The sequence below is a fragment of the Haloplanus natans DSM 17983 genome (assembly GCF_000427685.1).
Classification (GTDB): Archaea; Halobacteriota; Halobacteria; order Halobacteriales; family Haloferacaceae; genus Haloplanus; species Haloplanus natans.
The window spans coordinates 2,775,718-2,801,496 of sequence record NZ_KE386573.1 but is presented as its reverse complement, the minus strand read 5'-3'; the positions used below and the strand labels follow the sequence as shown (position 1 = coordinate 2,801,496).

Annotated in this window: 27 protein-coding genes; 12 read left to right on the top strand and 15 right to left on the bottom strand. The window is 69.0% G+C overall.

Annotation, left to right across the window (positions count from 1 at the left end; all coding sequences use genetic code 11):
• Window positions 1-66 precede the first annotated feature (66 nt).
• The 3 genes from HALNA_RS16520 to HALNA_RS20695 all read right to left on the bottom strand — a co-directional run bounded on the left by HALNA_RS16520 (window position 67) and on the right by HALNA_RS20695 (window position 2,474).
• Window positions 67-1,896 (bottom strand): ribosome biogenesis/translation initiation ATPase RLI, encoded by a 1,830-nt coding sequence (locus HALNA_RS16520; RefSeq protein ID WP_049937437.1) that lies wholly within the window; start codon window positions 1,894-1,896, stop codon window positions 67-69.
• A 2-nt stretch (window positions 1,897-1,898) separates the two neighbouring features.
• Window positions 1,899-2,219: an EMC6-like membrane protein gene (locus tag HALNA_RS16515; protein WP_049937436.1), complete on the bottom strand. Its 321-nt coding sequence runs from the start codon at window positions 2,217-2,219 to the stop codon at window positions 1,899-1,901.
• A gap of 108 nt (window positions 2,220-2,327) precedes the next feature.
• Entirely contained in the window at window positions 2,328-2,474 is a 147-nt protein-coding gene (locus HALNA_RS20695) for an acetate--CoA ligase family protein (RefSeq protein WP_169719055.1), read from the bottom strand.
• A gap of 158 nt (window positions 2,475-2,632) precedes the next feature.
• Here HALNA_RS20695 and HALNA_RS16510 point away from each other — a divergent pair, with 158 nt between their 5' ends.
• A complete protein-coding gene (locus HALNA_RS16510) occupies window positions 2,633-2,911 on the top strand; it encodes a winged helix-turn-helix domain-containing protein (RefSeq protein WP_049937435.1) in 279 nt (92 codons plus the stop codon).
• Between the two features lie 53 nt (window positions 2,912-2,964).
• Here HALNA_RS16510 and HALNA_RS16505 read toward each other — a convergent pair whose 3' ends face one another.
• Genes HALNA_RS16505 through HALNA_RS16490 form a run of 4 tightly spaced genes read right to left on the bottom strand, consistent with a single transcriptional unit; the run spans window position 2,965 to window position 7,448 of the window.
• Window positions 2,965-4,839: a PINc/VapC family ATPase gene (locus tag HALNA_RS16505; protein WP_049937434.1), complete on the bottom strand. Its 1,875-nt coding sequence runs from the start codon at window positions 4,837-4,839 to the stop codon at window positions 2,965-2,967.
• 56 nt (window positions 4,840-4,895) lie between these two features.
• Window positions 4,896-5,528, bottom strand: coding sequence for a hypothetical protein (locus HALNA_RS16500; protein WP_049937433.1), 633 nt, complete (start codon window positions 5,526-5,528; stop codon window positions 4,896-4,898).
• The gene (locus HALNA_RS16495; RefSeq protein WP_049937432.1) at window positions 5,515-6,015 is read right to left on the bottom strand and encodes a hypothetical protein; all 501 of its coding nucleotides are present in this window, start codon (window positions 6,013-6,015) and stop codon (window positions 5,515-5,517) included. Before HALNA_RS16495 ends, HALNA_RS16500 begins: the two co-directional genes overlap by 14 nt.
• On the bottom strand, window positions 6,012-7,448 hold the full coding sequence (locus HALNA_RS16490; RefSeq protein WP_049937431.1) for a DUF4097 family beta strand repeat-containing protein: 1,437 nt from the start codon (window positions 7,446-7,448) through the stop codon (window positions 6,012-6,014). Before HALNA_RS16490 ends, HALNA_RS16495 begins: the two co-directional genes overlap by 4 nt.
• Before the next feature lie 136 nt (window positions 7,449-7,584).
• Here HALNA_RS16490 and HALNA_RS16485 point away from each other — a divergent pair, with 136 nt between their 5' ends.
• On the top strand, window positions 7,585-8,658 hold the full coding sequence (locus HALNA_RS16485) for a M20 family metallopeptidase (protein ID WP_049937430.1): 1,074 nt from the start codon (window positions 7,585-7,587) through the stop codon (window positions 8,656-8,658).
• Here HALNA_RS16485 and HALNA_RS16480 read toward each other — a convergent pair.
• Together HALNA_RS16480 and HALNA_RS16475 are read right to left on the bottom strand one after the other, a co-directional pair.
• Window positions 8,631-9,221: a hypothetical protein gene (locus tag HALNA_RS16480; RefSeq protein ID WP_049937429.1), complete on the bottom strand. Its 591-nt coding sequence runs from the start codon at window positions 9,219-9,221 to the stop codon at window positions 8,631-8,633. The genes HALNA_RS16485 and HALNA_RS16480 overlap by 28 nt on opposite strands.
• A gap of 3 nt (window positions 9,222-9,224) precedes the next feature.
• Entirely contained in the window at window positions 9,225-10,478 is a 1,254-nt protein-coding gene (locus HALNA_RS16475) for an NRAMP family divalent metal transporter (RefSeq protein WP_157573649.1), read from the bottom strand.
• A 173-nt stretch (window positions 10,479-10,651) separates the two neighbouring features.
• On the opposite strand from HALNA_RS16475, the gene HALNA_RS16470 reads away from it, so the two are divergent.
• The 4 genes from HALNA_RS16470 to HALNA_RS16455 all read left to right on the top strand — a co-directional run bounded on the left by HALNA_RS16470 (window position 10,652) and on the right by HALNA_RS16455 (window position 15,053).
• Window positions 10,652-12,163 carry a carboxypeptidase M32 gene (locus HALNA_RS16470; protein WP_049937427.1) on the top strand — a complete coding sequence of 504 codons (1,512 nt, stop codon included), beginning with the start codon at window positions 10,652-10,654 and terminating at the stop codon, window positions 12,161-12,163.
• Between the two features lie 155 nt (window positions 12,164-12,318).
• Window positions 12,319-12,504, top strand: coding sequence for an HVO_0416 family zinc finger protein (locus HALNA_RS16465; RefSeq protein WP_049937426.1), 186 nt, complete (start codon window positions 12,319-12,321; stop codon window positions 12,502-12,504).
• A gap of 66 nt (window positions 12,505-12,570) precedes the next feature.
• Window positions 12,571-14,415: a UvrD-helicase domain-containing protein gene (locus HALNA_RS16460; RefSeq protein ID WP_049937425.1), complete on the top strand. Its 1,845-nt coding sequence runs from the start codon at window positions 12,571-12,573 to the stop codon at window positions 14,413-14,415.
• The gene (locus tag HALNA_RS16455) at window positions 14,412-15,053 is read left to right on the top strand and encodes a M24 family metallopeptidase (protein WP_049937424.1); all 642 of its coding nucleotides are present in this window, start codon (window positions 14,412-14,414) and stop codon (window positions 15,051-15,053) included. Before HALNA_RS16460 ends, HALNA_RS16455 begins: the two co-directional genes overlap by 4 nt.
• On the opposite strand, the gene HALNA_RS16450 is transcribed toward HALNA_RS16455, so the two are convergent.
• A complete protein-coding gene (locus HALNA_RS16450) occupies window positions 15,041-15,295 on the bottom strand; it encodes a DUF7533 family protein (RefSeq protein ID WP_049937423.1) in 255 nt (84 codons plus the stop codon). The genes HALNA_RS16455 and HALNA_RS16450 overlap by 13 nt on opposite strands.
• 175 nt (window positions 15,296-15,470) lie before the next feature.
• On the opposite strand from HALNA_RS16450, the gene HALNA_RS16445 reads away from it, so the two are divergent.
• On the top strand, window positions 15,471-16,076 hold the full coding sequence (locus HALNA_RS16445; protein WP_049937422.1) for a riboflavin synthase: 606 nt from the start codon (window positions 15,471-15,473) through the stop codon (window positions 16,074-16,076).
• On the opposite strand, the gene HALNA_RS16440 is transcribed toward HALNA_RS16445, so the two are convergent.
• Window positions 16,077-17,084 (bottom strand): PrsW family intramembrane metalloprotease, encoded by a 1,008-nt coding sequence (locus tag HALNA_RS16440; protein WP_049937421.1) that lies wholly within the window; start codon window positions 17,082-17,084, stop codon window positions 16,077-16,079. It abuts the gene before it with no gap.
• Between the two features lie 216 nt (window positions 17,085-17,300).
• Between HALNA_RS16440 and HALNA_RS16435 the strand changes: the two genes are divergently transcribed.
• Window positions 17,301-18,431 (top strand): geranylgeranyl reductase family protein, encoded by a 1,131-nt coding sequence (locus tag HALNA_RS16435; protein WP_049937420.1) that lies wholly within the window; start codon window positions 17,301-17,303, stop codon window positions 18,429-18,431.
• Here the strand turns inward: HALNA_RS16435 and ygfZ are convergent.
• Both ygfZ and HALNA_RS16425 read right to left on the bottom strand, forming a co-directional pair.
• Window positions 18,416-19,564 carry a CAF17-like 4Fe-4S cluster assembly/insertion protein YgfZ gene (gene ygfZ, locus HALNA_RS16430; RefSeq protein WP_049937419.1) on the bottom strand — a complete coding sequence of 383 codons (1,149 nt, stop codon included), beginning with the start codon at window positions 19,562-19,564 and terminating at the stop codon, window positions 18,416-18,418. The genes HALNA_RS16435 and ygfZ overlap by 16 nt on opposite strands.
• Before the next feature lie 52 nt (window positions 19,565-19,616).
• A complete protein-coding gene (locus tag HALNA_RS16425; protein WP_049937418.1) occupies window positions 19,617-19,916 on the bottom strand; it encodes a DUF6432 family protein in 300 nt (99 codons plus the stop codon).
• A gap of 109 nt (window positions 19,917-20,025) precedes the next feature.
• Between HALNA_RS16425 and HALNA_RS16420 the strand changes: the two genes are divergently transcribed.
• Window positions 20,026-20,928, top strand: a complete 903-nt coding sequence (locus tag HALNA_RS16420; RefSeq protein WP_049937417.1) for a DUF7093 family protein — start codon at window positions 20,026-20,028, stop codon at window positions 20,926-20,928.
• A gap of 202 nt (window positions 20,929-21,130) precedes the next feature.
• Entirely contained in the window at window positions 21,131-21,523 is a 393-nt protein-coding gene (locus tag HALNA_RS16415; protein ID WP_049937416.1) for a DUF5611 family protein, read from the top strand.
• 11 nt (window positions 21,524-21,534) lie between these two features.
• On the opposite strand, the gene HALNA_RS16410 is transcribed toward HALNA_RS16415, so the two are convergent.
• Window positions 21,535-22,272 (bottom strand): SDR family NAD(P)-dependent oxidoreductase, encoded by a 738-nt coding sequence (locus HALNA_RS16410; protein ID WP_049937415.1) that lies wholly within the window; start codon window positions 22,270-22,272, stop codon window positions 21,535-21,537.
• A 79-nt stretch (window positions 22,273-22,351) separates the two neighbouring features.
• Between HALNA_RS16410 and HALNA_RS16405 the strand changes: the two genes are divergently transcribed.
• Complete coding sequence (locus HALNA_RS16405) at window positions 22,352-22,798, top strand: universal stress protein (RefSeq protein WP_049937414.1); 447 nt, start codon at window positions 22,352-22,354, stop codon at window positions 22,796-22,798.
• Entirely contained in the window at window positions 22,799-23,752 is a 954-nt protein-coding gene (locus HALNA_RS16400) for an ROK family protein (RefSeq protein WP_049937413.1), read from the top strand. It begins immediately after the preceding gene.
• On the opposite strand, the gene HALNA_RS16395 is transcribed toward HALNA_RS16400, so the two are convergent.
• Complete coding sequence (locus HALNA_RS16395) at window positions 23,749-25,140, bottom strand: DUF402 domain-containing protein (protein WP_049937412.1); 1,392 nt, start codon at window positions 25,138-25,140, stop codon at window positions 23,749-23,751. The two genes, HALNA_RS16400 and HALNA_RS16395, sit on opposite strands and share 4 nt — an antisense overlap.
• Window positions 25,141-25,779 lie beyond the last annotated feature (639 nt).

Here is a 25,779-nt window from a genome sequence, read left to right as displayed (position 1 = left end):
GTGGCGAGCGGACGACCACGGCGTGGGGCGACGGGCCACGGAGACAGCGTGGGGCGACGGGCCAGTTCAGGGGGCGTAGTAGTATTCGCCCGCCCGCTTCTGTTCGCGGTCGAGTTGGCTCTCGGGCTTGTTGATTCGGGGGCGGCCCGTCCGCTCGTCGCGGCGGAACGTGATGTCCAGATCCGCGAGGAAGTCGTTCATCCCCGAACGCATGTCCTGCGGTTGCGAGGCGTGACCGTGTTCGGCGGGTTCGCCGTCGAACACCATCAGGCGGTCGGCCAGCAGATCGATCATGTAGATGTCGTGGTCGATGACCATCGCCGTCGCGTCGTGGTTCTCGGCGTACCGCCGGATCGCGGAGGTCGCTTGCACCCGTTGTTCGACGTCGAGGTGGGCCGACGGTTCGTCCAGCAGGTAGAGGTCGGCCTCCTTCGACAGGCAGGCTGCGATGGCGACCCGCTGGCGCTCCCCGCCCGAGAGGTCCGTCAACTGCTGTTCCATGATACGCTCTAACTGCAGCGGCTTGGCGATCTCCGTATTCCAGAAGGAGGTGCCGAAGTCGTCGGTGATCGAGGAGAGGAAGGTGTCGACGCGCATCGGCTGATCCACCTCGACATACTGGGGTTTGTAGGCGATATCGAGGCGGAAATCCAGATCCCCCTCGTCGGGGTCGAGCGATCCCGCGAACAGTTTCGCGAGCGTCGACTTCCCGATCCCGTTCGGGCCGACCACGCCCAGCACCTCGCTTTTGTAGATGGTGCCGCCCGCCACGTCGAGCGAGAACTCGCCCTCGCCGTAGGACTTCGAGAGGTCGGGGTACTCGACCAGCGGCGTCCCGGTCACCGACTCCCGCGGGGCGTGTTCCTCGAACGTGATTTCGTTCGGGCGGATGCGCATATTCTCGTTGTCGAGGTAGCCCTTGAGATACTCGTTGATACCGTTTCGCACCGATTTGGGGTCGGTGACGACGCCGTACGCCCCGGGTTCGCCGTAGGCGACGTGGAGACGGTCGGCAAGCAGGTCGAGAACGGCCAGATCGTGTTCGACGACGAGCATCGAACGGTCGCCCTCCTCGGCGAGTTCGCGGATCAGTCTGGCCGCGGTGACGCGTTGCCCGATGTCGAGGTAGGGAGTGATCTCGTCGAGGAAGTAGAAGTCGGCGTCACGGGCGAGTGTCGCCGCGAGCGCGACTCGCTGGAGTTCGCCGCCGGAGAGCGTATCGATGGGCTGGTCGATCACCGCCCGGATCGAGAGCCGATCGACCAGGTCGTCGACGACGTCGCGTTCGTCCGTCCCTTCCAGCAGGTCGCGGGTCTTCCCGCCGAACTGGTCCGGGATGCGGTCGATGTACTGGGGCTTGCGGGCGACCGAGATGTCGTCGTCCATCAGCCGTTCGAGGTAGGTCTGGAGCGCGGTCCCCCGATATCGGTCCAGCACCGTCTCCCAGTCCGGGTCGGCGTCGTACCGCCCGAGATTGGGCACCATCTCGCCCGCGAGGGCGTGGACCGCGGTGGACTTTCCGATCCCGTTGGGCCCGAGCAGCCCCGTCACCGTCCCCGACTCGGGGACCGGCAGCCCGTAGAGCGAGAAGGCGTTCTCGCCGTAGCGGTGCACCGGGTCCTCGGTCAGTTCGGAGGGAAGGTTGATGATCTCGATGGCGTCGAAGGGGCATTTCTCGACGCAGATGCCGCAGGTCTCGCCCAGACAGAGTTCCTCCGAGATGCTGATCTGGTCCGGGCCACCCTCGTAGAGGTCGGGGTCGTCGTGTCGTTCGTCGAGGGTGACGATACACTCCTCGCCCGTCCGATTCGGGGGGCAGAAGTTCGCACACTCGTAGTTACAGCGGTCGGGTTGACACCGGTCGAGGTCGACGACCGCGATGCTGTCGTCGGCCATGATTACAGGGAGGCGCCGGTGGTGAGGAGGATGGCGAACGTGATGAACCAGAGCGTGAAGGTCATGAACGCCACGTACAGGTGGTCTTTCGCACCGAAGTCGGCAACGTCGACCCCGATCGCCTTGAGCACGGGGTACTGCCCGGCGACGGCGGCGACCACGAACATGAGGGTGCGCGTATCGGACGCCGCCTCCGCGCCGGTCCCGACGATGGCGCCCCCGAGGACGGCGGCCGCGACGCCGCCGAGACAGGCCAGCGTGGTGACCGTCACCCCGCGGACGTGTCCGGTGAGGCCGGTCCCCGATTCCGTTTCGGTAGCCATACACGCCACTGCGACGCCGGGCATGAAAAGGCGTTCGATACGGGGAACGCCGCGACGTGGGCTGTCGTCGCCGTCTTCACCGTCCGGACCCAGTTCCGACGATCCGACTCAGTCCGTCTTGACGAACGCGTCGACACAGACGCTTCGCTCCGGGCGCACCATCACCGGGTTGAGATCGAGTTCCGCCACCTCCCGGCGTTTGGCGACGAGATCCCCCACCTTCGTGACGAGGTTGGCGAGGCTATTCACGCCCACTACCGATCGGGGTAAATATGACGGCGGCACCCACGCCGTCCGGTCGGCGGTGCGACGGTCTATCGGGGCGTCTCGAGCCGTTCGACGGAGCTCGTGTGACCGACGCCGGCGGTGTGGGTCGTGAACCTTTATGCTGGTGGCCCCGTTCGAATCACACGATGGCTGGAACTGACGAGGAGGGTCTCGACGACCTTCCCCCGAGCGCGAAACTGGTTTTCAAGGTCCTCGAATACAACGGGTCGCTGACCCAGAAAGGGATCGTCGAGGAGTCGATGCTGTCGGCCCGAACCGTCCGATACGCGCTCGAGCGACTCGAGGATATCGGCGTCGTCGACGAGGACGTCTACTTCGCCGACGCACGACAGAACCTCTACCAGCTCGACGAGACGGCACTGGCCGAGGCCGACGCCGACGCCGCCTGCGTCGAGTGTGACTAGGGGTCGCGGAGGCTGCCGTCGCGTTTCACCCTCGGTCGACCGCCGACGTGACGCTACGTCGGCTGGACCGTAATCCGTCGTTTCTCGTCGATTGCGCGTTCGAGTTCGTCGGCGATAGCGGAGCCGCGTGACACCTGAATCTCGCCGCCGCGACCCACCGTCGCGGTGAACAGATACTCGCTGTCCGCTCGCACCTCGACCGTCTGGCCGACTTCGGCGCCGCCGCTCACGTCGACGACGACGTGTCGGGACGTGATCTCGGGGGTGACGACGGTGCCCTGACGGTCCGCCCGGCCGGCGTCGCCGCCGCTGCCTGCGTCGCTGCCCGCACTGCTGCCCCCGTGGGAGGGGCGCTCGTCCAGCGTCCGTACGTCGATGCTGATCCCGAGGCGGTCCTCCACGTCGCTGATTCGGCCGCCGCCCTTGCCGATGACGTAGGAGATGTCGTCGTCCTCGACGTAGACGACGGCCTCGTTCCCTCCGTTCAACTCGACTTCGACGTGGCCACGGGCGATGGAGCGAATCTCGCGTTCGACCTCCTTTTTCGCCAGCCGGGAGACGCCCGTCTCGCTCGACTCGCCGTCGTCGAGGGGGACGGTGACGACCTGGCGGTTGAAGGTGTAGATTTCGTAGGCGGGCGTGCCCGTCTCGAAATCCGAAATCTGGATGACCGGGCGGGCGAGGTCCTCCGCGGTCAGTCCCTCGGGCACCTTCACCTCCGTCTTCACGTCGTAGACGGTGTCGACGCGGCCGTCTTCGATGTAGACAACCGTGTCGACCACCTGCGGGATCATGCCGAGTTCGACCCGACCGACGAGTCGCTGGAGGGCGTCGATGGCGCGGGTGGCGTGGACGACGCCGACCATGCCGACGCCGGCGAGGCGCATATCGGCGAACACCTCGAAGTCGGCGGTCTTGCGAACCTCGTCGTAGATGGTGTAATCCGGCCGCACCAGAAGAAGGGAGTCGGCCGTCTTCGCCATATCGCCCCCGAGCGCGGTATACTGGGTGATGTCCGGCCCGACCTGCAGGTCGCGGGGCTTCTCCATCGTTTTCACCGCGTTGTCGTGGCTCGCGAGGAACTCCGCGACGGCCTGTGCGAACGTGGACTTCCCGGCGCCCGGCGCGCCGGAGATGAGGACGCCACGCTGGCGCTCAAGCAGGCGGTCCTTGAGGTCCTCGGCGAACTCGTAGTCCTCCAGATCCGTCTTGACGATTGGTCGGACGGCCGTGATCTCGAAGCCGTCCGCGAAGGGCGGGCGGGCAACGGCGATGCGGTAGGATCGATACTGGACGATGGTCATCCCCGGTTCGTCGAGTTCGAGGAAGCCGTCGGGGCTCGCCCGCGCCGTCTCCGCGATGTCGTGGGCGAACTCCTTCATCTCGGCCTCGGTCGTCACCTCGTCCCGGATGACCTGGTAATGCATGTCGCCGATTTCGCCGCGTTTGGCCTTCGGCTTCGACCCGGCACGGAGGTGGACGGACATGGTCGTCTCGTCGAAGAAGGATTCTATCTCCAGCCCCTCGGCGTCGCGCCCGCGGGGTTCGACGTACTCCACGTCCAGGCCCTTCGCCTTGCTCACCTCGGCCTGCACCACGTCACTGGTCAGGAGCGTGGCGTCTACGTCGGCCGCTACGTCGCGGACGATGGCGTCGATGTCGCCCTCGTCGGAGCCGTGTATCTGGCCGGCGCTGGGGCGCTGACCGTAGTAGTCGATGGAGATGGTTCCCTCCTCGGCCAGTTCGACCAGCCGTTGCAGTTCCTCGATACCCTCCCAGCCGGTGTCGTGGCCCTCGTTGGCCTGCCACTCGAGTTCACCGACGACGGCCTCGGGGACGGTGATCCTCGCCCCTTGGTAGGCGCCGGATTCGACGTGTTCGGACACGCGGCCGTCGATGACCGCGCTCGTGTCCGGTACGACGTTCATACCCGAAATCGGAGTGCGAGACGGATAAGGGTATTCAAGCGGCGGTCCGAGCGCGGTCAGGCGCTCCGGAGGCCCGTCCCGAGGCGGTCCGCGAAGGGATCGAGGAGCCGACTCGGCACGTTCGCGGAGTTGTCGTCCATCACGATGCCCGTATTGACGGGGTCGCGGTCCGGGCAGTTCGAGTCCGGATACTCGTCGACGTGGCCGAGCATGTGGCCGTACTCGTGGGCGGCCACCGCCCCGGAGTCGAGGGTGTCCCACGTCGTCATGTTGCTCCGGGCGGCGCCGGGTCGAATCCGAACCTCGTGGTGTTCGTTACTCCCCACCCACCGCACCTCGAAGGTGAACGGACAGGGGAGTTCGCCGCCCCGACTGGTCGCCCACTGGTCGCTCCACGTCGATTCGATGCCGTTCTCCCACGTCGTCTGGAGGGAGTTCACCGTCGAGGCGGTGATGCCGGCGTCCGGATCGAGGTCGATGCGGACCGTGACGTGTGTCCACACTTGCTCGAAGGCGGCCGTCCACCCGTAGATGCACTCGGAGACGCCGAAGGAGATTTCCTCCTCGGCGAGCGCTTCGAGGCGGGTTCGGAGCGATCCCGTCCCGTTCAGGATGTCGTCTTTCACCGAGAAACTCCCCGTCTCGCCGGCGTACTTGCGAGCAACGCCTTTGAGGCTAAGATCGTTCATCGCCACCTCCACCGCCCATGAGCCGCGTCCGGAGGCGGTCGACCCGGTACGTGACGACTTCTAGCGGGTCGTCCTGCTCCGCAGCCGGTCGATTCTCGGGCGCTTTCGCCAACCCCTCGAAGACGGCGTCGGCGTCGAAGTAGAACCGCTCCGTATCGCCGTCGACGGTCACGTCCACCCATCCGACCATCGAATCCGGCGTGAAGGAGGCGTCCTCGCGACTGTAGAGGCGCTCCCCAGCGTCGCCGAGGGCGTCGAGAATCGCCGTGAGTTCCTCGGCCTCGACCGTCCCCGACGCTTCGCCGTCACGCTCGGGGTCGGTGTCGTCGCGTACGTCGACGTGCATCTCGCCGCTTCCCGTGAGTTCGACCCGCTCGTCCAGTCGCTCGCTCGGCACGCCGCCGTGGACACAGTAGGTGAGCCGGATCGACTCGCGTTGCTCGGGGTCCTGCAGGCGTTCGCGCGCCAGTGCGATGTGGTTCGTCATTGTAAGGCCACGAGGATCGGAATCTCACCGGTCCCTTCGTGGTGTGGTTCGAGCGCCTTGCCGATGATGGCCCCGAACGCCCGGTCGCGGTCGGTCGCCTTCATCGCGTAGCCGGGCGTGTCCGCAGTGGTGAGCATGTCGCCCACCTCGATCGGTGCGGGGTCCGCATCCACCTTGCAGACCACTTTCCCGACGAGGGCAACGGGGGCACGGCCGGTCTCGTCGCCGTCCTCCGCACTGTCGAGGCGAATGCCGGGGCGGTATGCGCCCGCACCGGAGACGACGCCTGCGACCCGCGGGTCGTACGCGCGGGTGCTCGGCTCGAGGAATCCGTCGGCCGTGACCAGCACCGTCCCGGGACCGATACTCACGTCCTGACTCACGTCGAACGCCTCGGCGCAGTCCGCGCCGCTGAGTTTGATGTCGCCGGACTGCGCGTCGAGATGGATGCGGGTGGTGCCGTCGCCGTCCTTGAGGAAGATGTCGCCATCCTGGCCGTGGTCTCCGAGCGTGAGGTTGCCGTACTGGGCGTCGAGGTGGACGGTTCGGTCGCCGTTCTCGTCGTTGAGCATCACGTCGCCGTCCTGCCCGTGCCCCCCGAGCGTGAGGTTGCCGTACTGGGCGTCGAGGTGGACGGTCCGGTCGCCGTCACCGGTGTCGAGGTAGAGGTCGCCGTCCTGTCCATGCCCCCCGAGCCGCGCGTTCCCGTACTGGGCGTTCAGGTGAATGGTTGTGTTGCCGTCGGCGTCGTCCAGCATCACGTCGCCGTCCTGTCCACAGCCACCGAGGGTCGCGTTGCCGTACCGGCCATCGAGGTGGATGGTCGTACAGCCGCTGGATTCGTTCAGTCGCAGGTCGCCGTCGCTCCCGCTCCCGCCGGCGCTGACGTTGCCGGACTGGCCGTGGATCGACACGGTCGACTCGCCGCTGGCGTTGTCGACGAAGATGTCGCCGTCGTGGCCGTTGCCGCCGACGTGGACGTTCCCCGTCTCGCCGTCGACGTGGACGACCGTCTCCCCCATCCGATCGAGGACGAAGATGTCGCCGTCGTCGCCGCCGCCGCCCAGTGTCAGCGTCGCGTCGTCGTCGACGGTCAGCACCGGCTTCCCGACCCGACCGATGAGGTCGAGGAGGTCGTTGCCGGCACCGATTCGCACGCGGAGGTCGCCGTCGGCGTTGCGGAAGTTGAGTTCCCCGTCCGCCCCGCCGCCACCCAGCGAGAGGTCGCCGTCCCCGAGAACCACCTGCTCTCCCCGGTCGTCGGTGAACCGGAGGCGGCCTCGATCCGCGTCGAGGTGGATCAGTCGGTCCTGCACGGCACCTTTGAGACGTAACGCCCCGCTCCGACCGTTCCCGCCCGATTCGATCTCACCTTTGATCGCGTCGAGTGCGATCACGACATCCTCGCTGTCCGGCGTTTCCGTGAGTTCCATCCGGCCGTTCACTTTATCCGACACTGTGTATCACCGCTACCCTATTCGTCGCCGGAGTAGATAATCTATTCTTTTGCTAACATTTTGACGGGCGGACGACGGTCCGTATAAACGGGACGCGGCCGTCGACCGACTCATGAGCGACACGCTGGACCTGACGCGCCGACTCGTCTCGATTCCCAGCCACGAGGACGAACTGGCGGTGGGCGACGCCGTGGCGTCGTGGCTCCGCGGGGAGACGGACGCGACTGTCCGTCGGGACGACGCGGGCGTGATCGCCCGGCGGGGCGACGGTGATCGATCGCTCGCCCTCGTCGGCCACCACGACGTGGTGGCGCCGGCGAACGAGCAAGTGAGCGACGACGGCGATACGTACGTCGTCGAGGAACGGAACGGCCGCCTCTACGGCCGCGGTACTGCGGACATGAAAGGCAGCCTCGCCGCCGCCATGGTCGCCTTCCGCGACGCCGACCCCGAAGTCGAACTCGTCTTCGCCTCCTTCGCCGGCGAGGAGCAAGGCGGCGTGGGCGTCCGTGCCGCAATCGACTCGGGGTTCGCGCCGGACTACGCCGTCGTCGGCGAGGGCTCGACGGGCTACTCCGCGCCGGGCGTGACCGACGTAGCGGTGGCACACAAGGGGCGGCGCGGGAGTACGCTCGTCGCCACGGGAGCGAGCGCGCACGCCAGCGAACCCGAGGCGGGCGAGAACGCCATCTACCGCGCCTGCGACGCCGTCGACGTGGTCCGCGGCTTCGACGCCCCCGAGACGACGGTGCTGGGGCAGCGGTTGGCGGGAAGCGTCGCGGTCACCGAAATCGAGGGTGGGTCGGGATGGAACGTCGTTCCCGACCGCTGTGTGGTGACGGTGGACGAGCGGACGGTGCCGGGCGAGCGCGCCGCCCTGGGACGGATCGAGTCGCTGCCGGGCGTCGAGTGGGTCGTCGATCAGGACCTACCGCCGATGGCCTGTGACGACGCCGACTTCGCGGACGCCGTCCTCGACGCCGCGAGGGCGGCCCAAGACGGCGACCCACGGCACGTCGCCAAACCCCACGCGACGGACGCGGGGTGGCTGGCCGCGGCGGGGACAACGTGTGTGGTCTGTGGCGCCGCGGAGCCCGGCGAGGCCCACACCGACGGGGAGAGCGTCGCTATCGACGTACTGGAGCGGTGCGAGCGGCTCTACCGCGGCGTCGCGGAGTCGGTATAGCCGCCGCCGAGCCGAACCACCCGGTCGGCGCGTTCGTGGAACGCCGCCAGCGTCTCCCGTTCGGCCTCCGAGACGGGGTCCTCGGCGACGATGGCGTCGGCTTCCAAGGCGTTCAACACCGCCATTTCCGCCCCGGCACAGTAGTCGAGCAGTTGCGTCGGGTCGGCGTCCGGACGTTGAAAGGGGATGGTGGCGTCGTTGACGAAGACGGCCCGCGGGTTAGCGGGTGCGGCGTCGAACATCCCGCCGGCGCGACGGGCGTTGTCGGCGGCGAGTTCGACTGCTTCGTCCTCGGTGTCGGCCATCGTTCGCGGCGCGTGGGCGTCGAGGACGCCCCGCCACACCCCTGCTGGCGGCGTGACGAAGCGGTCGAGGCGGCCGCCGAGCACCCGGCCGTCGCGCTCGATTTCGGGCGCGAATTCGAGGATGACGACGCCCTCGGGGCCCTCGCGGCCCAGCCACGCTGACAGCGCCCGGGCGGTCAGCCGGGTCTTACCGACGTTCGAGGGGCCGACGATCAGGGTCGTGCCCGTGAGCGGGACGGGGTGGTCGGCGTCGGTCACGGCTCAGGCCACTTCTTCGAGCGCGAACTTGCCGCCCAGACCGACCATGGCGAGCGCGAGCGCGACGGCGAACGCGAGGACGAACCCCGCCAGCGGCCCCACGCCCCCGGCGACCTGCGAGCGGACGAAGTTGGCGGCGAGGCCGCCGGTGACAAGCAGGAGCGCCACGCCGCCGACGTTGGCGACGAGCGAGTTGCGGTCCGACACGGCGTCGGAGTTCAGCAGGTAGAGCACGACAGCGATGGCAAAGGGCGTGCCCACCGTCCCGAGCGCGAGGACGAGGACGAGTTGGCCGAGCACGGCGCCGCCGATGAACGCGCCGGGCGCCGAGAGGAGCGCGACGGCGACGAGCAGGCCACGATACCGTGAGTCCTCGATGGTCGTGCCCCACCCGAGTTTGTCGGCGAGCAGGAACGGGGGGACGATGGTGTTGCCGCCGAGCGTCGAGACGGCGGCGCCCCAGAGACCGAGCAGGAAGAGCCACTTGGCGCCCGGGCCGACCAGCGGGCCGAGCGCCTGTGCCGCGCCGACAGTCGAGAGGTCCGCGGAGGTGAGGACGCTCGCGGTGACGAGGAAGATGGCAAGGCTGTAGACGCCGAAGGCGACGAGCATCGACGCGCCCACGTCGAACGTCGCGAGGTCGTAGTCCTCGCGGGTCCACTCCCGCGAGCGCATCGTATAGGAGTGCATGGTGATCAGCGTGATGTGGACGGCGCCGCCGAGGATGCCCGCGGCGACGAGCGCACCACCCGAGGGGACCGAGGGAACCAGCCCCGCGACGGCCGCGCCGGGATCGATGGGGACGACGAACAGGCTCGCGACGAACGCGACGACGACGCCCGCGACGAGCACTTTCGCGGCGACTTCGAGGAAGCGATAGCCCCGGCCGGCGAGGCCGACGGCGAGAACGAGCGCCCAGACGACGCCCCAGATGCGGGCGTCGATGCCGGTAACGGTGGACGAAACCGTGGCGACGGTCTTCATGATCACCAGTTGGGCAACGCCGGCGGCGATGACCGCGTCGGCGACGAGCAGCCACGCCCACCACTCGCCGAGGTGGTCCTCGACGACGGCGACGATGCCACGCTCGGTCAGGAGGCCGAGACGCATCGCGAGATACTGGGTGAGCGCCCCCGCGCCCGCGGAGAGGACGACCACCCAGAGCAGTTGGTAGCCAAAGAGCGCGCCGGCGGTCACGAGGCTGGCGATGGTCGCCGGGCCGGCGGCGATGGCGCCGGCAACCCACGAGGGGCCCATCCCGGAGAGGTAGCCCCCGATACGTGCGGTGAGCCCCGGCTCCGCCGCCGCCCTGGTCACGTCGTTGGTGTCCATGCCTTCCCGTCGATGCCTCGTCGGTATAGGTGTTACCACTCGGTAGTATCACCGACTGCCGACGAGGGGTTGATTACGACGCGCAGCTACGTCTGCCCATGAGCGACACGACGGCGGCCCCCGAGGGCGCCTACGACGACTTGCTCGACCGTGTGGGCCGTATCAGCAACGTCTCGCACGCGGAGGAACTGCTCTCCTGGGACCAGCAGGTGATGATGCCCGAAGGGGGAACGCCGGCCCGCTCGCGCCAGCTATCCGCGCTCTCGGCGGTCGAACACGACCTGCTCACCGCCGACGAACTCGGCGCGCTCCTCGACGAGTTGGAGGCGCGCAGCCTCGACGACGATCAGCGGGCCGTCGTCCGCGAGGTGCGCCGCGAGCAGGAACGCGCCGTCCGCGTACCGACCGATCTGGTCGAGCGCATCTCCGCCGCCTCCTCCGAGGCGTTGACCGCGTGGCGCGAGGCGAAAGAGGCCGACGACTTCGCGGCCTTTGCGCCCCATCTGGAGGAACTGGTCGGGTTGAAGCGGCGGTACGCCGACCACGTCGACCCGGACCGCGACCCCTACGAGGTGTTGTTCGAAGAGTACGAACCCTGCCTCCCGCTCGACCACGCCGAGGACGTGCTGACGGACCTGCGGGACGCGGTGGTGCCGCTGGTCGACGAGATTCGAGCCTCGGACGCCGACCTGGCGACGGGTACCTTCGCCGGAACATTCGCGGCCGAGACACAGGAGAAACTAATGTGCGAGGCGCTTTCCCTGCTGGGCTACCCGTGGGAACGGGGCCGACTCGACGAGGCCCCACACCCGTTCTCGACGGGGACGACCTACGACGCCCGGATCACGACTCGCTACGACGAGACCGACCCCGTCGGCGCTTTGCTGTCGACGATCCACGAGTTCGGCCACGCCACCTACACGCTCGGCCTGCCCGACGAGGCGTACGGGACGCCGCTGGGCGAGGCGCGTGATCTCTCGATCCACGAGTCGCAGTCGCGGCTGTGGGAGAACCACGTCGGCCGGTCGACGGCGTTCTGGGAGCTGTTTCTCCCCCGCGTGATCGAGGCGTTCCCCGACGTGGGCGACGTGAGCGTCCGCGACGCCTACGAGGCGGTCAACGCCGTCGACCCCTCGAACCCAATCCGGGTCGAGGCCGACGAACTCACCTACCATCTCCACATCGTCCTGCGATTCGAAATCGAGCGCGACCTGATTCGGGGTGATCTGACGGTCGAGGACGTGCCCGCGGTGTGGAACGAGAAGATGGAGTCGTATCTGGGGCTGCGGCCCGAGACGGACGCCGAGGGCTGTCTGCAGGACGTCCACTGGTCCCACGGTGCTTTCGGCTACTTCCCAACCTACTCGCTGGGGAGCGTCGTCGCCGCACAGTTGTTCGACGCCGCGGAACGGGACCTCGGCGGGCTGGACGGGCGGATTCGCGAGGGCGAGTTCGACCCGCTCCACGAGTGGCTGACCGACCGGATTCACCGCCACGGCAAGCGCTTCGAGACGAACGACCTGGTCCGGCAGGCGACGGACGAGGACGTGAGCGCGGACGCCTTCGTCGACTACGCAACCGCGAAGTACGGCGAGTTGTACGGGCTGTGAGCGGCCGCATCGGTCCTTTCGTCTGCGGACCGTCCGTGGGCGTGCCGGCCGCCGACCGGATATCCGGAACCGGGGAGCGCTCCGCGACGGTTGCTCCGTGTCAACGTTACCCAAACCAGTACGTCTAAGTGATGGTATGACGTACCACGACATGTATGGCAGCCGAACCCAGCGCACGCGACGACAAGCTGTTCGACCAGTTCCTCGCGGACAACGGCCACGACACCACACCGGTACGCTGGGAGCGATCATATAACAAGCTGCAGTGCCCGGACTGTGGGGCGCTGCACGACGAGGCCGCGACCGACTGCTCGGTCTGTGGCTGGGATCCGGCGACGTAGCCGGGTCGGCACCACGCGTCCCCGGAGCCACGCCGTTTATACAGCCTCGGGGCATGTACGTGGACAATGAGCGACGACGCTACGGTCACCCGCCTCTTCGGTGGCCCCGGTAGCGGGAAGACGACGGCCCTCCTCGACCGCGTGGACGAACTACTCGAAGACGACGACGTGAGCATCCGCGACGTGCTCGTCGTCTCCTATACGCGCGCCGCGGCCGCCGAGGTTCGCGAACGTCTCGCCGAGCGACTCGACACGTCGCCGCGCGCCCTGCAGGGGAACGTCTGTACGATGCACGCGAAGGCGTACGAACTGCTCGACCTCTCGCGGGGCGACGTGGTCGGCGAGAGCGACAAGGAGGAGTTCTGCGAGGAGTACGGCATCGAGTACGAGGACGAGTACGGCGGCGCTGGCCGACGGACGGCCCGGTCGACGACTCTCGGCAACAAGATCATCGCAACCAGCCAGTGGCTCCAGCGCACGCAGCGCGACGTGGCCGACTGGTACGACGTACCCTTCCAGTGGGACGTGGAGACGGTGCGGCTCCCGCCGGATATCGACCCCAACGCACAGGACGGGAACAAGTACACGCCGACGTGGCCGACCGACGACGACCGGATCGACGTGCCCGAGGTCATCCGTGCCTGGCGGGCCTACAAGGGCGAGCACGGGCTGGTCGGCTTCGCCGACATGCTCCAGCGGGTGGCTCAGCGCTCGCTCGTTCCCCACGTCGACTACCTCGTCATCGACGAGTTTCAGGACATCACCACCCTCCAGTACGACGTCTACGAGGAGTGGAAACCCCACATGAAGGGGGTCCTGATCGCCGGCGACGACGACCAGGTCGTCTACGCCTGGCAGGGCGCCGACCCCAACATCCTGCTCGACGCCGAAGTCGACAACGACGTGGTGTTGCCCAACTCCTACCGGCTTCCCTCGCGCATCCTGAACGTCGTCAACCGGGAGATTCGCCACATCGACAAGCGCCAGGAGAAAGACCTCAACCCGCGCAAGGAGGGTGGCGTCGTCGAGGGAATTCCGAACCCGTCGATGTTCGAGGTGGTGCGGAACGTCCAGCATACGGTCGATACCACCGACGAGACGCTGATGATCCTCTTTCGGGCACGCTACCAGATGTTCCAGTTCATCGACGACTTCCTCCCGAAGGGAATCCCCTTCTCCGTGATGACGGACCAGCGGATGTGGACGGACCGCCTGACGGACTACGTCCGCGCCGTCGAGAAACTGGACGCGGGCGAGCCGATTACGGGGCTGGAGGCGCGCCGTCTCGCCGATATGCTCCAGGATTCCGCGTTCGGAACGAACGAGCGCGACGCCTTCTACGACACGCTCGACGACCGGGAGGAGGCGGCGGACGAAGACGACATCGCGGAACTCGAGGTGCCGGCCGACCTGGTGACCGAGCACGTCCCCTTCATGCCCGACCCGGCCGCCGCGGGCGACATGCTCCGGAAGGTGACGAGCTTCCAGCGCAACTCCGTCGACGCCTACTTCGACGGCGACTATCGGGAGATGGACCCGAGTCGGGTCCGCGTCGGCACCATCCACTCTGCGAAGGGTCGCGAGGCTGACCACGTCTTCGTCTGCACCGATCTGACCGAGAAGGTGGTCGAGCAGATGGCCGCGAGCGTCGACGACCCGACCGACGTGCCGGGCGTCGAGGAGTTCACCGCCCACACCAGCCCGGTCCCCCTCCTCACCGACAACGAACGCCGCGTGTTCTACGTCGGGATGAGTCGGGCGCGCGAACGCCTCGTCCTCCTAGAGAACCTCATCGGCGGCGCGCCGACCTTGCCCGTCAGCGTCGTGTTACACAACGAACTCCGCGACGAGGACGTCGAGGAGATGCTGGAGGAGGCACAGGCGACGCAGGTGCCCGAACCGGAGCCGTGAGCAGCGAGGCGGCGCTGGCGGCGGCCGAACGGGGCCTCGTCGCCGCCGCGACTCGGCTAGCCGAGGCGACTGTCGTCGACGACCGTCTGCACGTCGGTGACCCGCTCACGCCGTCGGTTCTCGAACGCGTCGCGAGCGCCGCGGCCGGCGACGACGCGACGGTAACGGTCGAGACACGGGCGGGTGTCCTCCCCCCGGACGACCCCGTCGTCGTCGCCGTCGACCCGGCCGACGCCGCTCCACTCGCGCGGACGTTCGTCGTCGACGGGGCCGGCGGGTGGACGCGCCGCGCGGCCGTCGCCGTCGGGATGGCCCACGACGCCGTCCGCCGCGTCGTCGAACCGGGCGTCCCCGCCCGCCGAGTGGTCGACGAGGCGGTCGCCGAACTCGGGGCGTACGGCCTCGCCACCGCCGACGGCCCGGTCGCCCACGGCATCGGGACGAGTATCGACTTCTCGGGCGACACGCCCCTCGACGCGGGGACGCGGTTCGCCCTCGATCCGGCGGCGCGCGACCCCGACCCCGACACGGACCGTGGTCGCGTCCGCATCGGCGGCTGGTACGTCGTCACCGACGACGGCTGTCGGGTGTCGAGTGATCTCCCCACGTCGCTGTCGCCGGCCGCCTACTCCGGCTGATCGTCCTCGTCGTCCGGCTCTTTCACCGCGCGCCCGACGACACGTTCGAGGACGGCACCGGGCAGGTCGGCCGGCGTCGTGAGCCGTCGGGGTAGGACGACCATCAGGGCCGCGACGACGACGAGGCCGGCGCCGAGCGCTCGATTCCCCGAGACGAACGCCTCGATGCCGTAGAGGCCGACCGGAATGGCGAAGATGAGCGTGGCGGCGAGGCCGACGGTCTCCAGAATCCCGAGTCGCATCGGCGGCCCTAAGCGGCGATGGCGTAAAAAAGCCGAGATCCACCCGCCTCGTCGCCGACCCGTCGTTCCGGCGAAGCCCGCGGCGGAGGCGCCCCTGCGGGGACAGCGGGCACGACCGGGCGGTCCCCGCGTGGCGGATCGCAACCCCTTACTCCGGCGCCGGTCAAGGACGCCCATGTTCACGGGTATCGTCGAAGAGACGGGTGAGGTGGTCGGCGTCGACGTGACCGAGGCGGGACGCCGGCTCCGTATCCGTCACGGATTCGACGCGGTCGAGGGCGGCCAGTCGATCAGCGTCAGCGGCGTCTGCCTCACCGTCGAAGCACACGCCAACGACTGGTTCGAGGTGTTTCTGGCGAGCGAGACGGTCGCGAAGACGTATCTCGGCATGGTCGAGGTGGGCGACGCCGTCAACCTCGAACGCGCCATGCCCGCGGACGGGCGCTTCGACGGCCATGTCGTGCAGGGCCACGTCGACGGCGTCGCGACCGTCGAGGCCGTCGACCGCGTCGGCGACGACTGGTGGTTCGAGTTCGCGCTCCCCCCGGAACTCGGGCGCTACGTCGTCTCGAAGGGCTCCATCGCGCTCGACGGGATCAGCCTCACCGTCGCGGAGCGAGATTCTGAGACCGTCACCGTCGCCATCATCCCCACCACCTACGACCTGACGACGCTCTCGGCGAAGGAGCCGGGCGATCCGATCCACGTCGAGGTGGACGTGATCGCGAAGTACGTGGAACGGCTGGTCGGCGGGGACGGGGACGACCCCGTGTACGCCTGATTACGATTCGAACTCGGTAAGTTCGGCCTCGATGGCCGACTCCTTGGCGTCTTCTTCCTCGTGGACCTCACTGTAGGTGCGGCTGTACCGCCGGATTTTCCGGAAGAGGATGAATCCGAAGACGCCGTCGTAGATGAGGACGTAGATCAGGAAGGACGGAAGCTGCGAGAGGCCGGTCGAGAGGCCGATGACCGCCGAACCGATGCCGACGGTGGTGTTGTAGGTGGCGTGGATGAGCGCGGCGATCAGGAGGCCCTTGATGATGATCGGTCCGCGGTTCTCGGGGTTGAATTTCGCGAGGCCGAGGTAGTAGCCGGCGAAGGCGGAGTAGATGACGTGACCCGGGCCGGCGAGGGCACGGATGGCGGTGATACCGCCTCCGGCACCGATGAGGCCGAGGCCACTCGCCATCGGCGCGTCGAGGTTCTGCGTGATGTAGAGGGCGTTCTCGATGGTGGCGAAGCCGAGGCCGGCGACGGCGCCGTACACCGCGCCGTCGACGACGGCGCCGAAGTGGTCGGTGCCGTAGGCGTACAGCCGAACCGCGAGAAGCTTCACCGTCTCCTCGATGGGGCCGACGATCAGGAAGAAAAAGAGCGCGTTACCGACGAATCCGAGAACGGAGAAGTAAGGCCGGGTGACCGAGTTGAGCACCGCCGCGAAGTTGGCGGTGAGGACGCCGAGGAGGAACGTGGCGACCAGAACCGAGAGGGGTTCGCCGCTGGTTACGTCGGTCCGGCGGACGTAGATGGCGAGTGCGAGCGCCGGCAGCGCCGAGAGAAGCGTCAGTGCCCCGATCTGTGGGTCTGTGATGGCGCTCAGACCGCCGATGCCGACGAGGATCAGGAGGGCGACGCCGACGACGAACAGCCGGGTCGAGGCGACGAGCAGCCGATAGAGCCCGGCGGACACGGCGTCGAGCGGCCCGCGTCGTTCCCACGTCGCGATGTCGTAGAGGTCGGTCCCGTCGCGGGCGCGTTCCTCGACCGGGTCCCGTCTACGCGACATATCACACGCCTCGGAGTCCAGCGGTTAAGTTCTTGGCTTCCAGGACGACGAGCGGACGAACGTCCGTTCACTCGCTAGTCTGCTCCCCCCGTTCGCTCGCCGACTCGCTCACGGGACCACCGCGGACTCGCGGTGCTCGTCCGCGAGGTCTCACTCGCTCGCCGACTCGCTCGTGAGACCGCCGACTATTTGTCCGCTCACACCCCAACGACGGCCATGTACGACTTCGTCGTAGTCGGCGTCGGCCCCGCCGGTGCGCGCGTCGCCCGCCGAGCCGCCGCCGCCGGATACGACGTGCTCGCCCTGGAGAAGGGGACGGTCGGAACCCCACTTGCCTGCTCCGGCCACGTCAGTACGGACGTGTGGGACTTCGTGCCCGAGGCGTCGAGAGCGGACCTGCTCCAGAACCGGGTGTACGGCGCGAACTTCCGGCTCGGCGGCCCCGACTCGCGATCCTACCCCTTCTACAAGTCGACCGAGGTGTCGAACGTGATCGACCGCGTCGAACTCGACCGGACCCTCGCCGACGCGGCACGGGCGGCGGGCGCCGACGTGCGCGAGGGGCATACGGTCGTCGGCGTCGACGAACGGCCGGATGGCGTGACGGTGACCGCCCGCGCCGACGGCGAGACGCTGACGTTCGAGACGCGACTGGTCGCCGGCTGTGACGGCCCCGTCTCGCGGGTGCGCCGCGAGATCGGCCTTCCGGAGCCGGCCGAGACCCTCCACGGCGTCCTCGCGTTCGACGGGACGCCCGACAACGGCGACTTCGTCGACGTGCATCTGACGGTGCCGCGCTTTTTCGCGTGGCGAATCCCCCGGGGCGATGCGGGGGTCGAATACGGCCTCGCGGCGCCGCCGGGTACCGACGTGACCGGGCGGTTCGAGGAACTGACCGACGCCTACGGCGCCGAGACGACCCACCGGTGCTCGGGCGCCATCCCCATCGGCCCGCCGGCGCGAGTGACGGGCGACCGCACGTTCCTCGTCGGCGACGCCGCCGCCCAGACCAAACCCTTCACCGGCGGCGGCATCCTCTACGGTATGACGGCCGCGGACCACGCCGTCGACGCCGTCGATCCGGACGACCCGTCGACGCTCGACACCTACGAACGCGCGTGGCGAGACGACTTGCGCCGGGAGATACGGTTGGGGCACGCCATCCGCCGGGCGTACTCGCTGCCCGATCCGATCCAGCGGCTGGGACTGTGGGCGCTCGACGGCGAAATCGGGGTGCATATGGACCGTCCCAGTTCCTTCTTTTCGGCCGAGCACCTGCGGGCGCTGGTGGGGAGTCTGTGGCCGGGCGCCGGGAACGAGCCGGACCGCCCTCAGTCGGAGTCGTAATCGGGGAGCCGCCCCGACCGTCCACTCCCCTCGACGGAGGGGAGCGAGGTAGTGGCGGCAGCGACGTCGTCCCCGCCGATGCGGACGGTGAGCGGCGGGTCGGAGCCGTCGTCAAGCACCGCGCTCTCGCCGGACTGCGCCCGACTGGCCGCGGAGCGTAGCGCCGCGCTCTCCACGTACGCGAGCGCGATGGGACGGTCGAGCGACGGGCTCTCGACGCCACGGGTCACGTCGCCGACGCTCGCGTCGCCGTCGAAGACGGCCGCCCCGGAGTCGGGTACGGCGTCGACCAGAAGCCCGACCAACCGCTTGCTCGGCCGACCCTGATTCTCGACGCGGGAAACGACTTCCTGCCCGACGTAACAGCCCTTCTCGAAGTCGAGTGCGTTGCGGACGCCGGCGACGTTCGGAATCCGGCCGACGAGTTCGGTGTCGAAGAGAGGGGTGCCGGCTTCGAGAGTGAGGCTGTTCCAGGTGCGGTAGCCGACTGGCGTCGTCGGCGTTCCGCGGGTGAGCAGGGAGTCCCACACGTCGTCGGCGTCGTCGGCGCGGCAGATCACCTCGTAGCCCGTCTCGCCGGTCGGATCGTCCGTCGAGACGACGGTAACGCCCGCGTCGGCGATGGAGCCGCGAACGAACGTGAGGGGCTCCTCGGGAACGCTCGCGCCGGCGAGCAGCGTCGCCACCGTCTCCGTCGACGTGGGGCCGTGAACCCCGAAGACGGCGAACTCAGCGGAGGCGTCGCGGATCGCCACGTTCTGGATGAACACCTTCTCGCCCCAGTCGTCGGCGAGGGGGTCGGCCCGGTCCGGCGGCGTGAAACAGAGCAGGCGCTCGCCCGCGTTGTAGACGTAGAGGTCGGTTTCGATGCCGCCCTGTGGGTCGAGGAGGAGCGCGTAACAGCCCTCGCCGTCGGCGGCGGGGACACGGTTGGAGACGGCGTTGTCGACGAAGTCGACGGCGTCGCTTCCCTCGACGACGACGACGCCGTAGCCCATCTCGATGACGCCGACGCCGTTGCGGACGGCGAGGTGGGTGCGCTCGGGGCGACCGTAGTGAGCGACCACCGTCCGTCCGCCGCGCGTCTCGAACTCGGCGCCGTAGCCGGCGTGACGACCCCCATCGCGTTGCATCGACGGGAGATAGGTCGGCGGCGGGAAAAAGTGACGCGGTTGCCGACGTGGATCAGAGGCCGAGGCGGTCACGGATCGCGTCGAACAGTCCCTCCTCGTCGTCCGGTGTCTCGGTCGGATCGGGCACTACGCGGTCGTCGGGGAGGACGACCGTCCGCCCGTCGTCTCGTTCGACGGCGATGAGCGAGTCCGCTTTCAACTCCCCGAGTGCGGCTTCGAGCGTGTCGATATCCACGTCGACGGCTGCACGGAGTTCGAAGACGGTCATTCCGTCGCCACCACGGTCGACCAGCGCATCGAGGACGGCCACTTCGACCTCGTCGCGGTCGCGGAACTCCCGTTTGGCCTTCATGCACGGAGGTAACGGCCGCGGATGGTTTACCAGTACCGCCCGTCGCCCGCGGGGTCGGACGCGCGTCTGACGGACGCTTTTGGTGTCGGGCGCCGCTACCCCCTACACGATGGGACTCAGGTGCCTGCTGGGACACGAGTACGCGAACCGCGAGGTGGAGCGCGAACGGGAGGAGCGCGGCGACGAGGTGGTCGTCACGTATCGGACGGTCGAGACCTGTGACCGCTGTGGCGAGCGTCGGGTCGTCAGCGAGAACAAGGAGGTCCGACCGATCCGAAATCCTCGGAATGAGGACGTGACGACCGGACTCGGCGGCGGCGTGACGGCCGATATGGGGGGCGACGCGGATTCGGAGTCGGACGCGCCGACGAGCGACGCCGCTCCCACCACGGACGACACGGAGCCGACGCCGACCGCGCCGGCGTCGACAGGGGACGACGGCGTGGTGGCCGACGCGGAGGCCGAGACGGTCCCCGACGACGCGGACCCGGACCCCGCACCCGACCCCGCGGAGGAGGACGCCGTCATCCTCGACGACGGGGCGACCGAAGACGACGACGGCCGCGAACACGGCGAGTGGCCGGCCGCCGACGCCGAGGGGTCGGAGACCGCGAACGCCGACACACCGGCGGACCCAGGCCCCGTAGACGACGGGACGACCGTCGTCAGCGGCGACGAGAACTGGCCCGAACCGCAGGGCGACGACGAGGGGTTCGACGCCGAACCGAGCGACGGTGCCCCCACCGACGTGTCCTTCGGCGGCGGGTTGGCGCCCGAGCGAGCGGACGAAGCGGCGACGAACGGCGAGGCTGGAACGGAGGGCGGTGCCGTCGCAGGCAAGCAGTTCGTCGCCGCCGAGGCTGTCGAACCGGTCGGCGAGGAGTCCCCCGGCGAGACGGAGTTTTTCTGTCCGAACTGTGGCTACGCTCGCGAGGCCGGCGGGTCGTCGATGCGCGCCGGCGACATCTGCCCCGACTGCCACAAGGGGTACATCGCCGAACGCGAGACGTGATTCCGTCGGCCGTAACCGCTTCACGCCACTCGCGGCCCGGGGTGTCGGGAATCTCGATCGACTCCTACAGTAGCGTTTGAAACTGTTTGCACACCTGATCGCAGGACTGCGTGCGATCAGGTGTGCTCTGACTTACGACGGCTACTATAGCCGGCAGCGTGAGGACGAAACTGGTAAACCGCCGCCTTTCGAACCGGAATCCATGAAGGAGTACAAGATGCGTCGTGGGGAGACGTTAGCGGAGAACGCGCCTGATCTGAAAGGGACCGTCGAGGGGTACTTCGGCCCCGTCACGGGCACGGAGGAGTACAAGGGAAGCGACCTCTACGTCGTCGGCGACCCCGACAACCCGGTCTTCGAGCGCATCGTCGCCGGCGCCGTCGAGTACAGCGGGAAAAAGGACAAACTCGGCGTCCACTTCGAGGAGAAGCCGGCGGCCCAGGTCATCGAGGAGGGCCACGCCGACGCCGCCGAGGACGCCGTCAGCGCGAAAAACGACTTCCTGCTCGAAGTGACGGGCCGCGATGCCAAGTCGCGCCGCGACTCGATGAAACGCTCCGTCGAGGACGACCCCGACGACGTGCCCGAGGCGTAGCCGCACCCGCCCTACAGCGCCTCCGGAATCCACCCGCCGTCGACTTCCACGTTCTCGCCGCTCACGTAGTCGCTGTCCGAATCGAGGAAAAAAAAGAGCACCTGCCGCAGGTCGTCGAAGGAGGCCCACCGCCCACGTGGCGCCTCGTCGGGGAACTCGTCCGAGTTCTCGACGACGTACGGCGAGATGCAGTTGACGGTGATGCCGTCGGATGTGGTGTCGTTCGCGAGCATCCGCGTGAACATGATGACGCCCGTTTTCGCGACGAGATACGGGAAGTTCTTCGGGTAGACCAGCGCCTTCTCGGTTCCCGCGTAGCCGACGTTGACGATGCGGCCGAACGCGGCCTCGCGCATCGCGGGCAGGGCGCGTTTCGAGCAGAGGTAGGTCCCGTTGAGGTTCGTCCCGAGGACGCGATTCCACGTCTCGAACGTGAGTTTTTCCCAGTGACGGGGGGCGAAGTCGCCGACGTTGTTGACGAGGATGTCGACCGACCCGAGAGCCGCTTCGACCGCGTCGAACATCGCGTCCACGTCGTCGGGATCGGTCACGTCGCCTTGCACCGTCGTCGCCTCGCCGCTTGCCTCGCGGGCGACGGCGGCCGTCGCGCGCGCCGCCTCGGCGCTCGTGTGGTAATGCACCGCGACCGACGCGCCCGCCTCGGCCATCGAGAGGGCGAACTCGCGGCCGACACCCTTCGCGCTCCCCGTCACCAGGGCCACCCGGTCGGAGAGATCCGTCGTGAGCATACGAACGCATGGAGAGGGGGCCGCAAATGGGTTCCGGGGGGCGGTAACGGTTTGTATCCGGCCCGTCAATCCGACCGGCATGGCCGTAGAGACACTCCTCGTCGCCATCGGACCGAAGGATTACGACCGCGTCGAACGCCTCGCCGAAGAGACCATCGACATCGCGACGCCGACCGGCGCCGACGTGGTCCTCGCGCACGCGTTCACCCAGGATGGGTTCGATGAAGCGCGGTCGAACCTCCACTTCGACGACGCGACGCCGGGGCAGGTGGCGACACACAGCGCGACGATCCGTGATCTCGAAGACGTACTGGAGGCGGCCGATGTCGAGTATACGGTCCGTGGTGCGGTCGGTGACCCCGGCGAGACGATGGTCGAGGTGGCAGAAACCGTCGACGCCGACATCGTCGTCGTCGGCGGGCGGGGGCGCTCGCCGGCCGGCAAGGCCATCTTCGGGAGCGTCGCGCAGACGATCATGCTCGACGCCCCGTGTCCGACCCTCTACGTCCGCACCGGTACGGAGTAGATGGCGGTGTATCTCGGCGTCGACCTCGGCGCGACGACGATTCGGGCCGTCGTCGGCGACCGTGCCGGCCGCGTCGCCGGCGCGGGCCGACGACCGACGCCGCAGGGACCCACCGGCGTCGCCGTCACCGACGCGGTCCTCGACGCCGTCCGCGACGCGTGTGCCGACGCCGGTGTCGACCCCGAAGCCACCGTCGCCGCGGGGATCGGTGCCATCGGACCGCTGGATCGCGGCGCAGGCGCGACGGTCGCCCCCGCGAACCTGCCCGACGTGGATCGGGTGTCGCTCACCGGCCCGCTACGGACGCTCGTCTCGACCGACCGGATCTCCCTGCACAACGACGCGACGGCCGGCGCCATCGGCGAGCGCTTCTTCGGCGACGGCGAGGAGAACCTCGTCTACCTCACGCTCTCGACGGGTATCGGCGCGGGCGCCGTCGTCGACGGGCACGTCCTCTCCGGGTGGGGCGGCAACGCCGCCGAAGTGGGCCACGTGACGGTCGACCCCGACGGCCGGCCCTGTGGCTGCGGGGGTAAGGGACACTGGGAGGCGTACTGTGGCGGCGCGAACGTGCCGGAATACGCCCGCGACATGCACGACGGCGAGGCGACGCGGCTCGACCTCGCGACCGCCGACGCCGCGGCGGTGTTCGATGCCGACGCTGCGGGCGATGACTTCGCCCGACGGGTCGTCGACCGGATCGGACGGTGGAACGCCGTCGGCGTCGCGATGGTCGTCCACGCCTACGCGCCGCGGGTCGTCGCCGTCGGCGGCGGCATCGCGCGCAACAACCCCGAGCGAATCCTCGGGCCGATCCGCGAGGGGCTGTCGGCGCACGTCCACGTGGCGTCGACCCCCGAGATACGGCTCACGGACCGGGACGGGGACGCGGTCGTCAGGGGGGCGCTCGCGAGCGCGATCACGGGTGGCACGGGCGACCCCGCGGACCGCTAGAGCGCGCCTTCCAGACTCGTCGCGACCGATCGTGCCTTCTCGGCGAGCGGCGCCGACACCTGTCCGGCACCGACGGCATCGTCGAGTTCGTCGTCGTCGACCCGGCGCACCTCGCCGTCAGGACCCTTCACCACGTCGACGTGGAGGTCGACGTAGCGGACGGCGTCGGGGAAACACTCCACGGGCGTACAGACGTTGACGTAGGTGCCCTTGCGCGCCCCGTCGGCGTCGCGGTAGACGGTCGGATACCACCACCGCCCCTCGCGGACCTTGGTGATCGCTACGTCGCCGGCTTCACGGTCGACGCCGAGGGCGTCGTAGGTGCCGCCGGCGGTCATCTCGCGTCGGAGGGTGAGCGTGCCGTCGGCGTCGCGGTCGGTCACCTCGGCGCGCCCGAGAACGATCCGCCGACCGTCGGGTTTGCCGTGGTCGAGACGGACGTGGTCGCCCGCGACGGGGCCGAAGGTGTCGGTGACGGCCTCGAAGGCGAAGTCGCCGTCGTGGGAGCCAAGCGCCTCCACGAAGTCGACGGCGCGGCTCGCTTCGGTGGAGGCGGCCTTGATCCGGTGGTGGCCGGTCATCGTCGGCGTCACCGCCCGGCGGTCCTCGTCGAGGGCAAAGCGCGCCTCGCGGCCGAACCACACCCACGTCGTCGCGGCGGGGGCGGCGAGGCTGCGGGGGGCGTCGACTGGACCGTCGAGAGCCGACTCCAGCGTCTCGGCGTGCTCGACTGCCCGCTTCAAGGCAGTCTCCAAGGCCCCCATGTCGGCCTCGGTGGCGGCGTCCGCCCACACCAACCCCCACCCGTCGGGCGGATCGATGCCGAGGAGGTCGGTCATGCCCGCGAGTTCCCGTCCCGCCTCGTCGTCGTAGCTATCGACGGTGATGCCGGACTCGCCGCGAACGAGCGTCGCCGGGCCGGCGCGGGCGCACACGCCGCCGTCGAGGACGGGCCGGCGGTCGACCCACGGCGCCGCCGACTCGGACACCTGGACGCGAACGTCGTCGCCGACTTCGACGTGGGCGTCGACGCTCCCGAAGGGGAGAAAGCCCTCGGCGTCGCCCAGGTCACAGACGGCGCCACTCCCCAGCGTCTCGGTGATGCGGGCGTCGAAGACGGCGTCGCGGGGCGCGGGCGACGCCCACGCGAAGGTGTCGCGGGTCGGGTCGAGCATCCCGACCGCCCGGGAGACGGCGTCGGGCGCGCCGGCCACGCCGACGCCCTGCCGGTCGTCGGTCGTCTCGACGGTCACGTCGTGGGGATCGGTCCCGAAGTCGGCGTCGAAGCGCTCGCGGATCGGATCGGACGCCGACACCACGTCGTGTCCGGCGTCGAGAAAGCGGCGCGTGAGCGCAGTCGTGTAGATACCGCGACAGCGGACGTTCATACGGATCGGCCGGCCAGTGCCGGCGGGGCAGGGAGTTCGTCGTCCATCATACCCCTGCTAGGCGCGCGGGGGTTTTCACTGCGACGGAGACGCGGCCCCGGCGCTACCGACGCCGACCGGCCGCGAGGAGGAGGCCCGCGAGCGCCGCGGCGACGGCGGGCAGGACCCCGAACCCGTCGCCGCCCGCCCCCGTGCGGGCCGCGCGGTCGGTCGCCCGACGCGTCTCCCCACCGGCGGCCGCCGCGTCGGTGGCGGGTGGTGTGGTCGTCGCCGTCGGGGTGTCCATCGGGGTCACCGTCGCCGTCGCCCTCGGCACGGGCGTCGCGGACGACGCGTCGCCGACCCGCACGGTTCGGGTGTCCGTCGCGTCGACCGTCTCGGCCCGGAGGGTGTATCGGCCGGCGTCGACGCCCGATACGTCGATGGCGGTCCGCCAGCGGCCGGACGCGTTCACCGTCGCGTCGGCCGTCGCGGCGAGACGCGTCCCGTCCCGAACGTCGAGGAGGACGGTCGTCCCGTTCTCGCGGTTCGACGTGCCCGCGACGACGAGTTCGCCCGCCCGGTGACGAACCGTCTCGACCTGCACTTGGGGATCGGTGGCGGTGACGGTCAGGCCGACGATCCGGTCGTCGACGCCGG